The sequence below is a fragment of the Nostoc piscinale CENA21 genome (genome assembly GCF_001298445.1).
Lineage (GTDB): Bacteria > Cyanobacteriota > Cyanobacteriia > Cyanobacteriales > Nostocaceae > Nostoc_B > Nostoc_B piscinale_A.
In genome coordinates this window covers 1,328,333-1,342,401 of record NZ_CP012036.1, presented here as the reverse complement: position 1 = coordinate 1,342,401, position 14,069 = coordinate 1,328,333, and the positions used below count along the sequence as shown (strand labels likewise).

Here is a 14,069-nt window from a genome sequence, read left to right as displayed (position 1 = left end):
ATCATGAGCGGTATAGTTGGCATTTACAATCTAGATAATCAGGCAATTGAACAGAAAAAGCTGGTCTTGATGGTAGATGCGATCGCTCATCGGGGGCCAGATGGTGCAGATATCTGGTGTTCTGATGCAGTTGGCTTAGGACATCGGATGCTGTGGACAACACCAGAATCACTGCTAGAAAAATTACCTTTTGTTGATCAAACCACTAAGTTAGTCATTACAGCCGATTTACGCATAGATAACCGTGATGAACTAATCTCTGCATTATCAATTAACCACTGCCCACCTGAAAAAATCACAGACAGCAAGTTAGTACTAGCAGCTTACGAAAAATGGGGTGAACAATGCCCAACCAAATTGCTAGGTGACTTTGCATTTGTGATTTGGGATCAAAATCAACAGAAATTATTCTGTGCGAGAGATCATTTTGGTATCAAACCCTTATATTACTGCTATCAACCAGGCAAGAAATTTTACTTTGCTTCAGAAATGAAGGCGCTGTTGTGTTTACCAGAAGTGCCGAAAAAAGTGAATGAAATTGCGATCGCCAATCACCTGCATCCATTTATAGAAGATAAATCGATTACCTCCTACAAACATATATATCGATTACCTCCGGCTCACACAATGACAGTGAATGCCACAGGTAAATTAAAAACTCGCTCCTACTGGTCTTTAGAAATCGGTGAAGAGTTAAAACTTAACTCCGATGCCGAATATGCCGCCGCTTTCCGTGAGATATTTACCGAAGCAGTTCGTTGTCGTTTACGCAGTGCATTTCCTGTCAGCTGTCATTTGAGTGGTGGCTTAGATTCTTCGTCAATTGCTTGTGTAGCCAGAGATATCTTGCAACCCAAAGGTATCAAACTGCACACCTTCTCCAACATCTTTGAAAAAGTTCCAGAATGCGACGAACGTCAATACATTAACCCTGTATTGAATCAAGGTGGATTTGTCCCTCATTACGTCCATGCTGATCAATCAGGCCCCTTATCAGAATGGCAGAAATACTATCAATATATGGAAGAACCCTTTATTGGGCCTAGCCATTTTCTCGTGTGGGGGTTAAATCGTGCCACCCAGCAAGCAGGTATTCGCATTTCTTTAGATGGTTTTGATGGTGATACAACCGTATCTCATGGTGTGACATACTTTGCAGAGTTAGCACGTCAAGGCAAATGGCAGCAATTTATCCAAGAAGCTAAAGCCATATCGCAACACTTTAATACATCACTAGCCGCCCTTTTTTATCAATATGCCATTACCTACTTACAAGAATTAGTCAAACAGAGAAAATATCTCACCTTTGGGAAGACTGCTTGGCAAATTGGACAGCACTTTCGAGTGTCGCGGCGGAGATTGTTTGTCAGATATGGAATTAAACCCTTAGTTCCTGAGTATATCTTGAAGATTTGGCGATCGCTCCGGGGTTATAAACAAAATCAACCCCAAGTCACTTCTTTAATCAACCCGCAATTCGCCCAACAAATCGGGATAAATCCCCTCACATCATCTCCAGAACAAGACCAAAATCCGGCAATTACAGTTAGAGAAGAACAGTGGCGTACCTTAAATTCCGCCTTGTTTACCACAGTACTGGAATTAGGAGATTTATGTGCTGCGGCATTTTCTCTAGAGTCGCGTCATCCCTTTATGGATAAACGCTTGATTGAATTTTGCCTATCTTTACCACCAGAGCAAAAACTCCATCAAGGATGGTCTCGCTTCATTATGCGGAGAGCTTTAGATGGTATTCTTCCCCAAGAAGTGCAATGGCGTGGTGGCAAAACAGATATGACACCAAACTTCCAACGCGGATTATTACATTTTGATCGCCAGCTACTAGATGAAGTGATGACTAGTGATGTCAGTAATATTCAAGAATTTGTGGATCTCAAATCCCTACACAGATTCTACAACAACCTTATATCTACATCAGAGGATATAAACGATGATTCAACATTACCAGTTTGGAAAGCTTTAACACTTTCTCTGTGGCTGAATCATACCCAAAAAACCATAAGTCGGACTAGGGGCAGTGCAGTTTCAGCCTGCTCCTACCTAGACTAATTTGGTGAAATCTCAAAGCCAATATCTAGTCCAGTCAAAAACCAACAAAACAAACAGGAGACTTAACAATGAAAAAAGCTTACGCAGCTCCTCAACTCACAAACTACGGTAGTGTTCAAAGCGTTACTAATGCTTTTGGTAGAGCAGGTGGAAGAGACACTTTCTTAATTGGAAGTAATCCTACTCCTGTTCCTGGTTCAACCATTGGACTCAGTGGTTCCCAAAATGGAGTACTCATTCCCAATCGCTAAGACCAAGAACAGCGAAACAATACCAATTTGGTAATTTGTTACCCTCGCTCTTTGGCTAAATCATAACTAAAACAAACCATAGGTCTGACTAGGGGCAGTGCATTTATAGCCTGCTCCTACCTAGACTGAAGTTGGGAGGACTCCAAGCCAATATTTATAGCAAAGTGCTAAGTATCAACCAATTAGCTATAAGGCTTTGAGTAATCAATATTGACCTACCCTAAGTGACTACGGCTATATGTTCCAGTTAGAGATAAACGAAGCCAGCAAAAGACAGAAAATATGAAAAAAGTCTACGAAGCTCCTCAAGTAAAAAACTACGGTAATGTTCAAGATATTACTAATGCTTTTGGCAGTGATGGTGCAAAAGATACTTTTCAAATCGGCAATAATCCGACTCAGTTTCCTGCCGAAATACTAGGACTAAGTGGTTCTGCTGGTAATGGAATACTTATTCCCGTAGGTAGAGATCGAGGAAGATAAATATATTGAACACTTGCTCTGGATCTGAATTATATCCCCATTAAAACCATAAGTCTGACTAGGGGCAGTTTATTTTTAACCTGCTCCTACCTAGACTGAGTTGGTGAATGTTTCAAAGCCAATATCTAGTTTAGTAAGAAATCAAAAAACCAACAGGAGACTCAAACAATGAAAAAAACTTACGAAGCACCCAAATTAACAAACTACGGTAGTGTTGAAAACATTACCCACGCTTTTGGTAGACCAGGTCCAAAAGATACTTTCCAAATCGGTAACGATCCTACTCAGATTCCTGGTGAAGTACTAGGACTAGATGGTTCTCAAAATGGGGTACTTATTCCCCAACCATAGCTTGAGTAAAGATATAGGTGTAATAGCATCACTGATACTATTATCCCTAAATCAAATCTAGAGCTAGTAAATAAGTAATCCTAAAAACTAGGTTTTTTTAGGATTACTGCAAAATCTAAATGAGATGTTTGGAAACATCAGGAACGCTATTTCCTGATGGCTTCCTTTATTACAGATTATCAGGGCTTTGTCAATTAAAAAGCGTTAGAAAACTGAGTTTTGCGTAAATAAAATAATTATTCACTCCTCATCCAACAGTATTTCCGATGCACGTTTACACCGCATACAACTTAGGCATTCACTCTGAACTACCCTTACCTGAACTCATCCCCAGTGACAAACCAGCAGATGTAGTGATCCGTTTTGGTAAGCTCAATGATCCACAACAAAAGCGTAGTGATGGAGGCAATTACTTATTCGCGAGAATTGACGAATTCGGTATGGTGTTGGTGAAAGATGGTAAAGAAATTGTTCTTGATCCCAACCCTGGTGTTGATGAAGCATTAATTCGGACGTTTCTGTTGGGTGTGATTATTTGCGTATTGCTCAGACAGAGGGGCTTGCTTGTACTTCATGCTAGTAGTGTAGTCATTAATGGTAGTGCAGTTGCCTTTATGGCAGACTCAGGTTTTGGCAAGTCAACCTTAGCGGAATGTTTTCACGCTTACGGATATAGCATTTTGACAGATGATGTTTTGGCAATTCAAGTTGGTAAACAACAGCCGCTAGTAATTCCGGGTTTTCCGCAAATTAAGCTGTGGCCTGATGCGGCGGCTTCTTTTGGTCATGTCCCAGATAGTTTACCTTTACTAAATTCCCAAACTATCAAGCGGGTTCACCGACTGCAAGATGGGTTCTTTCAAAAATCTGTACCCCTGAAGAAGATTTATGTTTTAGCTGGCGGAACCCACCCAGAAATCGTTCCTTTAGAGCCGAAACAAAGCTTTGGTGAATTAGTCCGACATTCTAGAGAAATGCAAGCATTGACTGCACCAGAATTTCTCAAAGCACATTTCCAGCAATGTATGAGTGTAGTTCAACAAGTGCCGATTTATAGTTTACAACGGCAACGTTCTTTAGCTGCACTACCTGAGTTGGTGAAGTTAGTGGAAAATGATTTGACTGAAAGAAACTTGTCTCCAGTTACAATCAAGGTTTAAGAAATTAAATTTAGTGCGATCGCCATTTTCAATATGCGACTAGGCAAAAAAAATTCGAGATAAACTGCAAAATACTCTGCGACTTTTGCCTGCATTGCGCTTAGTATGGCAAAGTAGCCCCCGTTGGACGATCGCCCGTGTAGTCTTACTGACGATTCAAGGTATATTACCTGTAGTTTCAATTTATCTTTCAAAACTGATTATCGATGCGGTCGCTGCTAACTTGAGCCTCGCAGATAAGACAGTAGCATTTCGGAATGTCTTAATATTAATTGCGCTGGCGGGTGGAGTTACTTTATTAACTACCTTGGCTAACTCCTTAACAGAACTAGTCACCACTGCCCATTCTCAACGGGTAACTGACTATATGCAAGGAATTATTAATGCTAAATCGATTGCGGCTGATTTAGAGTATTACGAAAATCCCTTATACTACGATACCTTACAAAGAGCGCAACAAGAAGCACCTTATCGACCACCGCAAATTCTCAATCGTCTAGCACAAATTGGTCAAAATAGTATTTCGTTAGTAGCAATGATTGGTTTGTTGCTAACACTACATTGGGGAATTCTTGGGGTTTTATTTGTAGCTGCTTTGCCTGCTATGTTAGTGCGGATAAAATATAGCCGTGTGATGTATGATTGGCAGCGTAAATGGACACCAATGCAACGCCAAGGTTTTTATTTAGCTTGGATGTTGACATCAGACCAATTTGCGAAAGAAATCCGCTTATTTGATTTAGGTCACTACTTTAGTGATTGGTATCTTCGTATCCGCAGACAAATCTATAAAGAAAGCCTGAAAATTTTCACCAGGCGCTTTATTGCTAACTTTTTCGCCGAAGCGATCGCCGGAGTTCTCATATTTGCGATTTATGCTTTAATTATCTATCAAGCGATTAATGGTGTTCTGCGTTTGGGTGATTTAGTTCTTTATTACCAAGCACTCCAACGAGGACAAAATGATATTAAAAGTTTATTAGCCAACGTTTCAGCACTGTACGAAGATAATTTATTTTTAGGTAATCTCTACGAGTTTCTCGACCTCCAGCCCAGATTAGTTGAGCCAATAAATCCTAAACCAATACCACGACCAATGCAAAGTGGTATTGTGTTTCATGATGTGAGTTTTCAATATTCTACTACCACTCGTCAGGCACTACATAATATTAATTTGAGTATTAAACCAGGAGAAGTAGTAGCACTGGTAGGTGAAAATGGTTCGGGAAAAACGACTTTAGTTAAATTGCTGTGTCGCTTGTATGACCCCTCCTCTGGCTACATCACAATTGATGGTGTTGATATTAAAGATTATCAAATCTCTGAATTACGCCGCGACATCAGCATAATTTTTCAGGACTATGCTAAATACAACTTTACCGCTCAAGAAAATATTTGGTTAGCTAATATTGACTTGCCAGCTAATCGAGATAGCATTATAGCGGCGGCGCGTCGTTCTGGCGCAGATGATGTAATTAGCAAATTACCCAAAGGGTATGACACAATTTTGGGTAAATTATTTGACCAAGGAGAAGAATTAAGTATTGGTCAATGGCAAAAAATAGCTTTGGCGCGGGCGTTCTTAAGAGATTCTCAGTTGATAGTTTTAGATGAACCAACCAGTGCAATGGATCCGAAAGCGGAATATGAAGTGTTTGAAAAATTCCGCCAACTTATCCAAAATCAGGCGGCGATTTTAATTAGCCATCGCTTGTCTACTGTCAAAATGGCCGATCGCATTTATGTGATGGAAAACGGCACAATTATTGAAAGTGGAACTCATGATGAACTGATACAAATGGGTAATCGCTACGCCTACCTATATGAAACTCAAGCCCAGCAATATCGTTAACAATAGCAAAGTATGCTATTGTTCTGCGAGAAGTTTGTAAATCTCACGCTTTACTTGAACAAGCAATTCGCGGACTCGATTTGCTTGTTCTAAATTGCCACTGCGAGCAATTTGTGCAACGGCATCATTTAACTGTGTTAAAGTCCGGCGCAACTCAATCAATTCTGAAGACTTGTTTTCTGTAGAACTATCTTGAAGATTTTGTGAATGAGATTGCTGTTTGCGATCGCTAAATAATTGTCTACCACTATCTGTAATTGTGTAGACACGCTTACCTTCGACTTGTTCACTAGTCAAATAACCGCCTTCTTCCAACATTTGTAGCGTTGGATAAACTGAACCAGGACTCAGCTTGCGAAAGCCTCCACGACGATTTTCTAGCTCTTTAATCAGTTCATAACCATGCTGGGGACGCTCCGATAAAAGCCCCAGCAGCATAAATTTGATGTCACCGCGACGGGTACGTGGTTCTTCTCCCCAGCCACCACCAGATGAACCCCGATGTCCATGTCGCCCACTCATCAAAAATTGATGATGCTCAGATAAAAGTCCCAACAGTTTAAATTTGATGTTACCGCGATGGGTGCGTGGCTCATCTTGCCAGTCATCACCCGATGAATTTCTGTATTCACGTCGCCGCCTACCTCTCGACAATTGATGGTCAATTCCTTCTCCAGCATGGGCTGGTAAAGGAAAATGTGAATGAAATTGGCCAAACATTAATGTAACTCCTTGTGTTTATTTGAAGTATCACGATATATCGTTATCACTAAATTAAATATATTGCGATATATCGGATTTGTCAATCAAAAATTTTAAATACAGGATTTAGAGTATGGGTTGACTGATTTTATTGATGTGTCAGGTAATGATACCAGAAGCGATCGCACCACTACCAAAGCCGATACCTAAGATTTGAATGGAATTTTCTAGGGAGCGATCGCGTTTTGCTTGTTTTTGGTATCTATGCAGAATATGATTGCTTGAATTTTATCGATAAATCAAGGGTGTCAATTGCTGTAAACGATCCCCTTGATAATAGTTACTTAAAATATTCAGAAAAATAACAGCAATATAATTCATCACTTAATAATCACTGTCAGAAACACAAATTCCTTTACATTTAATCCCATTTTTAGCAGTTCGCAAACAATGAGGACAGAGAATTTTTTCTGCTGAAATTTCTTGATTTATCGCTACATTAGTGCTTGCTTGTAATTTATCTTTCTCTGTCTGGGTTTGTACAGTCATACCAATTGCTAAATTTTTAGAAGTTTACATCAAATGCTGGCACTACCATAAGTATAGCTTTAGAAGATGTTTGAAAATTTGACTTGATTTTGTCCCTACATCATTTCTTGATCAAGATGTAATTAATGGGTTGTTGTAGAGACGTTATGTATAACGTCTCTACAGGATTTTATAGAATTTAGTTTCTGGGAGTATTGTTATTACACCCAGTCTCAACCGACAATCTTTGTGCGTACTTCTTATTTACATTCCCACCAACCAAGAGAAGAAGTTTTCCCACCAAGAAGAGTTTAAATCGCCCACAGTCAATTTCATTTTGCGGCGAATATCTTGGATATTCCAATTGGTGAGCTTGGCTAAGGTTTGGGCTTCTTGTTCAAACCGCTTGGGTAAAGACCGTTTATATTCTCTACCAGCTTGACATTTGAGTTCCCCTGTAAAGGGATGCTGTAAGATGTATCTTCCTTGGAAAGATTCTTGATTGGATGTGGCTTGAAAAATTGGGTCTTCTGGGAATTTGTCGCGGGTGTAGCGAATATGCAATCGAGTGATGAAAACGCTGCTACTAGGAAACGGCCGACGACGGGAACTTGACGGGAATGGCTCGTCATCGCTGGAATTATTATCTAGCCAAAATACACCCGCTTGCTTGAGTTCTTCTGGGTTCAGTGGTTCTGCGGAACAAGGATCGCAACTACTCATATCCCAAGCATATTCCAAGAAAGCTACCTTTCTGTCTTCTCTCAGGTATGCTGTCTGGAACATGGACTTGTAAAAATCACTAAATTCATTTTTGATAAATACCGGAATGTTGGCATCGGAAGGAACTTTCACGGTGCGGTAGTTGGTGATTTCTGCTTGCCCTTTGGGTGAGAGGACATAGACAATTAAATCTTGAGCAGCATTGGCATTAATCATACCCAAACGAATGGGCAGCATGAATTTGCGTGATTGGTAGGAAATTTGTAGCGGACGTAAAAACTGATAACCAGATTCTTCAAATTTATCGAGGTTGACTTTCGCAACAAAAAATTTCATCCCAGAGCGGACATAAGGTTGAAGTAGCTGTTTTGCTCCTCTGGGAATTTTGTAGCCGTTGCGATTTAGCCAAGTTTCCAGTCCACCGGATTCTTTAGCACTTAAAATCACAATGTCATATTCCCCAACATTGAAACGTGCTTCGACGGTTACGCCTAAATCACTCGCACCACCTCTGACTGCTCCGGCTCTAGCTCTAGTTGCTGGTGCGGGTACGGCTTCATTAAATACTCGGTCATATTCAGTGCAAGGATCAGAGTCAAAATATTCTACTAAGCGTGGTGCGCTAAAAGCATCTAAACGCTCGACAATTTTGGGCGGAGCAACACGGACTTGTTCTTTTTTGATGACTGTGGGTACAGGTACAACCATTGCAAAATCTTTGACTTCGCCTTTGAAGTCATTCGCCATAGTTAAGACAGTGCGATCGCCATCCCGCGCTAAAATTACTTGAGATGCTTGGTTATATAATTTACTATCGGCTTTGGCGACATAAAAGCCACAAAATGCCCAGGCTGTGGGGGCAAAGCACAGTACAGCTAATACAGTAATTAATAATGATGAAATTACTATCTTAAATCGCTTCATTTTATACCTCTTGTTGAAGTGCTGAGTTTGGCGTTTTATCTTCTTCTCTGGCTTCTAGCCAAGAAAATCTGGGTGATGACCACAGCCAATCAATCAAAATGGTCAATGGTGCAAGGGCGAACAATGACCAAAATACGGCTGTGGAAATGAAGAAATTATTTCGCAGGATAAAAGTTAAGCTGGCAATGCAGATAGCCCAAACTATCCGCCCGATTTTGGCGTTGGGAATTGAGCGTGGATCTGTCACCATAAATAAGGCAAACAGCAGCAAAGACCCACTCATTAAGCGATGCCAATACACATCCCAAGTCCAACCCAGCCACAGGTTGCGTATGGCTTCTAACACAGAGTAGGAACCTAAAAAAGCGGCTGTGGTGTCCCAACGACCAATGCGTTTTAGAATCAAACCGCCAGTCCCAGCAAATAACAGCCCATACCACCATTCTTCGCCCCATTGTCCGGGAGATACCCACGCATCGGAGGTGAGGGTTAAGGCGGTGATAATGCCAAAATTGGCTGGGTTGAAGAAATGTTTCTCGCCGACTTTGAAGCAAAATTTACTGGCGATCGCACTCATTCCTGCTAACATCATTGTTGTCCAATGGTCAGCCCGCAGTAGTAAACTTAATCCCAGGGAAGTAATCAAGGCACTACGCAGATTTAGCTTTTGTTCTGGCTCTTGGCTATTGAGCTTTGACAATATCCACTGCGTTGATAAACAAGATGCGATCGCTACACCAATAAATTCTGGGTGCAGTGTCCAGTCTCTGGTGCCAATTCCCAAGACTAAAAATGAACCGAGAAATAGAATTTGATAGTCCCGTATATCTTTCAGCAACATTACCAATATATTCAGGGATTACCCGTAGATTTTCCACCAATCTAGTCGAGTAAAAGCTGAAATACTATTGCTGTTACAGATTTTGTTACAAACAGGACTAACGCACAAAGTTTATTCGTTGAGACTGGGTGTAAGGGTGTAAGGGTTTTTGCGCCTCATACTATAAACTTCACTCAAACCCCTCTGATAGTTACTAATTAGGACTGTGTGTAAATTTCTCTTAAACCTAACCCCCAGCCCCTTCCCTTGTAGGGAAGGGGAGCAGAATCAAAGCCTCTCTCCGTTGCGGGGAGAGGTTTGGAGAGGGGTCTGAAAAACTAAGTTGCACGTCTCTTTACTTGCGTTTTGGTTGTATATTTCCCCAAATGTTGACTCTGCCATCAAAACCGCCACTAGCTAACAATCTGCCATCTGGACTGAATGCGATCGCATTTACCCAATCACTATGTCCATAAAGTGTACTTAATAACTCGCCTGTAGTTAAATCCCACAGTTTAATGCCATCTCTGCCGGCACTGGCTAAGATTTGGCCATTGGGGTTAATTGCGATCGCATTTACCCAGTTATTATGTCCTTTCAGGATACGGGAGAGGCTTCTTGATTGCAGATTCCAAAGTTTAATGGTGCGATCGCGGCTAGCACTAATTAAGGTTGTACCATCGGGGGTAAAAGCTACAGCATTCACAGCTTGGGAATGTGCGGCAAATGAGCGAATTAATTTGCCGCTCTCCAAGTCCCAAAGCTTGATTTCGCCTTTATTATCACCACTGGCCACTGTCTGACCATCAGGGCTAATCGCTACTGTATAAATTGAGTCACTAACCTTGACTAAAGTTGTCAATGGGCGTTGCTGTAATAAATCCCAGACGCGAATACCGTCTAAAGCACCACTAACCAAGACTTTACTATCAGGGGATACTGCTAAAGATAAGACGTTGCTGGTGTGTCCGACAAAGGAACGACGAAATTTATTATTTTTAAGATTCCAAATATTAATTGAGTGATCCGTACTACAACTAACTAGGGTTTGACCATCTGGCGCAATCACCAAGGATTCTACAGAGGTTTTGTGAGCTTTGCTATTCGCCAACTTTTTGCCAGTTAACGGATTCCACAGGCGAATGGCACCTTCATTTTCTGCACCGCCACTGGCGAGAATTTTGCCATCGGGACTAAAAGCCAGAGATTTCACCGTTCCAGTATGTCCCACCAAACTATAAATTAAGCGGAAATTGGCAAAATTAGTTTGAATTGGGGAATCTGGTGTTTGGGCGATCGCAGCATGAGCAGTATAAATCTCTAAACTTTGCCAGATAGTTATCGGCACAGTCAAGATTGCCATAAAAGCCAATAAAATATACGGGCGCAGCACAAAGCTGCTCCCCATTTTTCCCTCACTCCTCACAAATTTTTCCTCACTGTTTAAATGGTCAAGTCAATTTACTTCACATTTGTGACTCAACACTATCAACGGGGGGGTTTTTTCTTTGCAACAGTTAGTATCGGTAGCGTGGGACTCGACGAACGGGAAGGTAAGTAATGTTGTACCACAGGTTCCTCTGGTATGGGGCGATGCTGCTGCATTCGCCACAACTTAAAGGCGAGACTAATACCTGCGGTTCCCAACCCAACGGCTAACAATGACCAACTATCATCGAATCCACCAATCACAGCATCTACTACGCCCATTGTTATCAAGATACTGATAATTGGCTCTTTTCTGTAGGCTGATTTCAAAAAACGAGGTAATGCAGCATTCATCACAGCTTGGTTTATCCAAATCACCTTTGTGTCAGTTTACCGAGAATACCTCACCGCAAGATGTCTTTTCTAAAAAAGACATCTAAATATTATAATTTGGATCAGTAGGTGAGGGATTGTAACAATTTGTCTTCTTGCTGATTTGCAAGCCTACAAAGATATAGACAGCAAATTCTCCAAGATAGTTCTCTTGATAAAGTTTTAACCAGCCGACTATGCCAGCTGGTTAAACCTGTTCTACTTACTAGCTTACATCTAGAAAGCTTTTGCTTTTGAATAGCACTACTTGAGACCAAGCCAAGATAGCACACCTTGATTGGTGACATATTCAATAATCACCATCAAGCCAAAGCCAATCATCGCCGCCCGACCATTGAGGCGTTCAGCATATTCACTAAAGCCAAACTTGGGTTCTTCTAACTTGGGGGTAACTGTGGGTTGTGGTTGTGTCATGTTCAATAAACCTCTTTTCGGCAAACGGGACTTAAAAGTAATAGCCTTGAATCTGGACTTTTGTAAGATTGGAGCCAGATGAACCTAGCAGCTTCTTAAATATAGCTGTGCAAAGGTTCTGTTAACATTTTGTAATTATTCTTTATATATTGTAGTCAAATATGGCAATAGTCAAGGGTAAGAGTTTTCAGCTTTGTTACCGTGGAAGGGAAAACTAATGTTGTAGATAGCTATATCTAATACGGAACTGTCAGTCTGAGACTGGCAGGCTAAATTAAACCAAAAATTCATCAGAGGCGTTATATGGAAATCGGCGTTCCCAAAGAAACGAAGGATCAAGAGTTTCGCGTCGGGTTGAGTCCTTCTAGTGTCAGAGTACTAAGGGAAAATGGTCATAGTATCTTTGTCCAAACACAAGCAGGTCATGGTGCTGGTTTTACAGATGCAGATTACATTAATGCGGGAGCAGAGATTGTCCCGACAGATGAAGCCGCTTGGAATCGGGAATTAGTCGTTAAAGTCAAAGAACCATTATCCAGCGAATATAAATTTTTGCAAAAAGGGCAAATATTGTTTACATATTTGCATTTAGCAGCCGATCGCAAATTAACCGAACATCTAATTGATTGTGGCACTTGTGCGATCGCCTACGAAACTGTCGAACAACCAGGCCCGAACAGACTACCCCTACTCACACCCATGAGTGTCATCGCTGGGCGGCTATCAGTGCAGTTTGGCGCGAGATTTTTAGAACGTCAGCAAGGCGGTAGAGGAGTACTTTTAGGTGGTGTACCCGGTGTTAGACCAGGTAAAGTTGTAATTTTAGGCGGCGGTGTAGTCGGCACAGAAGCAGCGAAAATTGCTGTGGGGATGGGTGCGACTGTGCAGATTTTAGATGTAAATGTAGAACGTTTATCTTATTTAGAAACCTTGTTCGGTTCGAGAGTAGAATTACTTTATAGTAACTCTGCCCATATAGAAGCTGCCGTTAAAGAAGCTGACTTACTCATCGGTGCTGTTTTAGTTTTGGGACGCAGAGCGCCAATTTTAGTATCCCGCGAATTGGTCAAACAAATGCAGCCTGGGTCAGTAATTGTAGATGTTGCAGTTGACCAAGGCGGTTGTGTGGAAACCTTACACGCCACCTCCCATACCAACCCCGTCTACATTGAAGAAGGCGTAGTCCATTATGGCGTTCCTAATATGCCAGGAGCAGTACCTTGGACATCTGCTCAAGCCCTCAATAACAGCACATTACCATTCGTTGTGCAGTTAGCAAATCTAGGCATCAAAGCCCTAGATGTTAATCCATCCTTAGCCAAAGGTGTAAATGTGCAGAATCACCGCATTGTGCATCCGGCAGTGCAAGAAGTCTTTCCTGATTTGGTGAGTTAATTTTTTCGTATTTATTAATATCAGTATTTGATGTTATTACATCAGTGAAGAGATAGACAAGCCATTGGCTGAAGCCAATGGCTCAACTCACTATTGCCTAATCAGTTACTTACAAAAACTAAAAATACCATGCTCAATCAGTGTCTATATGCGAACACGCCTCAAGTTGACCACTATACAAAAATTGAGTTAGAAGTGTTAAATGAGCATTTACGTCAGGCAAGACAAACATTTAACCTGTGCTTAATTGCTAGTTGTACTTTTCTTTGTATTAGTACAGTTGGTACTCTACTAATCTTATATGGGAAGACAAGCGAAGGGACTGTAATCACTGCAACAGGTGTTTTTTCTACCACTTTCATGATATACATGAATCGCCTGTCTAGTTATAAGATGAAAGAAATTATCCGGACATTAGAAAAGCTCAATCGCACCAGAAAATAGTTTAAGGTATGAGCCGTTACACCGAGTGGTAATTACGCATAAATGTAAGAAAACAGGTGTATAAGCTGAAGAAGTTGTCAGTTGGTCTTGGTTTAATATATTATCTGACTTATCCAAGACCTTTTTTTGGC

15 protein-coding genes are annotated in these 14,069 nt (G+C 41.1%); 8 read left to right on the top strand and 7 right to left on the bottom strand.

Annotation, left to right across the window (positions count from 1 at the left end):
• Window positions 1-3 precede the first annotated feature (3 nt).
• From ACX27_RS05975 to ACX27_RS05950, 6 genes are all read left to right on the top strand, one after another.
• Window positions 4-2,070 (top strand): lasso peptide isopeptide bond-forming cyclase, encoded by a 2,067-nt coding sequence (locus tag ACX27_RS05975; RefSeq protein WP_062289679.1) that lies wholly within the window; start codon window positions 4-6, stop codon window positions 2,068-2,070.
• 68 nt (window positions 2,071-2,138) lie between these two features.
• Window positions 2,139-2,321, top strand: coding sequence for a lasso peptide (locus tag ACX27_RS05970; protein ID WP_062289676.1), 183 nt, complete (start codon window positions 2,139-2,141; stop codon window positions 2,319-2,321).
• A 282-nt stretch (window positions 2,322-2,603) separates the two neighbouring features.
• Window positions 2,604-2,804, top strand: coding sequence for a lasso peptide (locus ACX27_RS05965; RefSeq protein ID WP_062289673.1), 201 nt, complete (start codon window positions 2,604-2,606; stop codon window positions 2,802-2,804).
• A 168-nt stretch (window positions 2,805-2,972) separates the two neighbouring features.
• Window positions 2,973-3,155 (top strand): lasso peptide, encoded by a 183-nt coding sequence (locus ACX27_RS05960; RefSeq protein ID WP_062289669.1) that lies wholly within the window; start codon window positions 2,973-2,975, stop codon window positions 3,153-3,155.
• 266 nt (window positions 3,156-3,421) lie between these two features.
• On the top strand, window positions 3,422-4,315 hold the full coding sequence (locus ACX27_RS05955) for a serine kinase (RefSeq protein ID WP_062289666.1): 894 nt from the start codon (window positions 3,422-3,424) through the stop codon (window positions 4,313-4,315).
• Window positions 4,316-4,400: 85 nt separating this feature from the next.
• On the top strand, window positions 4,401-6,167 hold the full coding sequence (locus tag ACX27_RS05950; RefSeq protein WP_235526521.1) for an ABC transporter ATP-binding protein: 1,767 nt from the start codon (window positions 4,401-4,403) through the stop codon (window positions 6,165-6,167).
• 15 nt (window positions 6,168-6,182) lie between these two features.
• On the opposite strand, the gene ACX27_RS05945 is transcribed toward ACX27_RS05950, so the two are convergent.
• The 7 genes from ACX27_RS05945 to ACX27_RS32775 all read right to left on the bottom strand — a co-directional run bounded on the left by ACX27_RS05945 (window position 6,183) and on the right by ACX27_RS32775 (window position 12,099).
• The gene (locus ACX27_RS05945; protein ID WP_062289660.1) at window positions 6,183-6,887 is read right to left on the bottom strand and encodes a PadR family transcriptional regulator; all 705 of its coding nucleotides are present in this window, start codon (window positions 6,885-6,887) and stop codon (window positions 6,183-6,185) included.
• Window positions 6,888-7,253: 366 nt separating this feature from the next.
• Window positions 7,254-7,418, bottom strand: coding sequence for a hypothetical protein (locus tag ACX27_RS32780; RefSeq protein ID WP_200929912.1), 165 nt, complete (start codon window positions 7,416-7,418; stop codon window positions 7,254-7,256).
• Between the two features lie 243 nt (window positions 7,419-7,661).
• Window positions 7,662-9,044 (bottom strand): DUF2330 domain-containing protein, encoded by a 1,383-nt coding sequence (locus ACX27_RS05940; protein WP_062289657.1) that lies wholly within the window; start codon window positions 9,042-9,044, stop codon window positions 7,662-7,664.
• Window position 9,045: 1 nt separating this feature from the next.
• Window positions 9,046-9,885: an RnfABCDGE type electron transport complex subunit D gene (locus tag ACX27_RS05935; RefSeq protein WP_062289653.1), complete on the bottom strand. Its 840-nt coding sequence runs from the start codon at window positions 9,883-9,885 to the stop codon at window positions 9,046-9,048.
• A 334-nt stretch (window positions 9,886-10,219) separates the two neighbouring features.
• On the bottom strand, window positions 10,220-11,272 hold the full coding sequence (locus ACX27_RS05930; protein ID WP_235526520.1) for a WD40 repeat domain-containing protein: 1,053 nt from the start codon (window positions 11,270-11,272) through the stop codon (window positions 10,220-10,222).
• 80 nt (window positions 11,273-11,352) lie between these two features.
• Complete coding sequence (locus ACX27_RS05925) at window positions 11,353-11,646, bottom strand: hypothetical protein (RefSeq protein ID WP_062298180.1); 294 nt, start codon at window positions 11,644-11,646, stop codon at window positions 11,353-11,355.
• Between the two features lie 282 nt (window positions 11,647-11,928).
• Window positions 11,929-12,099 carry a hypothetical protein gene (locus ACX27_RS32775; protein WP_190590106.1) on the bottom strand — a complete coding sequence of 57 codons (171 nt, stop codon included), beginning with the start codon at window positions 12,097-12,099 and terminating at the stop codon, window positions 11,929-11,931.
• A 303-nt stretch (window positions 12,100-12,402) separates the two neighbouring features.
• Between ACX27_RS32775 and ald the strand changes: the two genes are divergently transcribed.
• Together ald and ACX27_RS35165 are read left to right on the top strand one after the other, a co-directional pair.
• On the top strand, window positions 12,403-13,494 hold the full coding sequence (gene ald / locus ACX27_RS05920; protein WP_062289647.1) for an alanine dehydrogenase: 1,092 nt from the start codon (window positions 12,403-12,405) through the stop codon (window positions 13,492-13,494).
• Window positions 13,495-13,623: 129 nt separating this feature from the next.
• The gene (locus tag ACX27_RS35165) at window positions 13,624-13,938 is read left to right on the top strand and encodes a TRADD-N-associated membrane domain-containing protein (RefSeq protein ID WP_144427408.1); all 315 of its coding nucleotides are present in this window, start codon (window positions 13,624-13,626) and stop codon (window positions 13,936-13,938) included.
• Window positions 13,939-14,069 lie beyond the last annotated feature (131 nt).

What these genes read in the sequence shown, in the direction of transcription:
- ACX27_RS05975 (WP_062289679.1), top strand. Translation starts at nt 4, where the DNA reads ATGAGCGGTATAGTTGGCATTTACAATCTAGATAATCAGGCAATTGAA.
- ACX27_RS05970 (WP_062289676.1), top strand. Translation starts at nt 2,139, where the DNA reads ATGAAAAAAGCTTACGCAGCTCCTCAACTCACAAACTACGGTAGTGTT.
- ACX27_RS05965 (WP_062289673.1), top strand. Translation starts at nt 2,604, where the DNA reads ATGAAAAAAGTCTACGAAGCTCCTCAAGTAAAAAACTACGGTAATGTT.
- ACX27_RS05960 (WP_062289669.1), top strand. Translation starts at nt 2,973, where the DNA reads ATGAAAAAAACTTACGAAGCACCCAAATTAACAAACTACGGTAGTGTT.
- ACX27_RS05955 (WP_062289666.1), top strand. Translation starts at nt 3,422, where the DNA reads ATGCACGTTTACACCGCATACAACTTAGGCATTCACTCTGAACTACCC.
- ACX27_RS05945 (WP_062289660.1), bottom strand. Translation starts at nt 6,887, where the DNA reads ATGTTTGGCCAATTTCATTCACATTTTCCTTTACCAGCCCATGCTGGA.
- ACX27_RS32780 (WP_200929912.1), bottom strand. Translation starts at nt 7,418, where the DNA reads ATGACTGTACAAACCCAGACAGAGAAAGATAAATTACAAGCAAGCACT.
- ACX27_RS05940 (WP_062289657.1), bottom strand. Translation starts at nt 9,044, where the DNA reads ATGAAGCGATTTAAGATAGTAATTTCATCATTATTAATTACTGTATTA.
- ACX27_RS05935 (WP_062289653.1), bottom strand. Translation starts at nt 9,885, where the DNA reads ATGTTGCTGAAAGATATACGGGACTATCAAATTCTATTTCTCGGTTCA.
- ACX27_RS05930 (WP_235526520.1), bottom strand. Translation starts at nt 11,272, where the DNA reads ATGGGGAGCAGCTTTGTGCTGCGCCCGTATATTTTATTGGCTTTTATG.
- ACX27_RS05925 (WP_062298180.1), bottom strand. Translation starts at nt 11,646, where the DNA reads ATGAATGCTGCATTACCTCGTTTTTTGAAATCAGCCTACAGAAAAGAG.
- ACX27_RS32775 (WP_190590106.1), bottom strand. Translation starts at nt 12,099, where the DNA reads ATGACACAACCACAACCCACAGTTACCCCCAAGTTAGAAGAACCCAAG.
- ald (WP_062289647.1), top strand. Translation starts at nt 12,403, where the DNA reads ATGGAAATCGGCGTTCCCAAAGAAACGAAGGATCAAGAGTTTCGCGTC.
- ACX27_RS35165 (WP_144427408.1), top strand. Translation starts at nt 13,624, where the DNA reads ATGCTCAATCAGTGTCTATATGCGAACACGCCTCAAGTTGACCACTAT.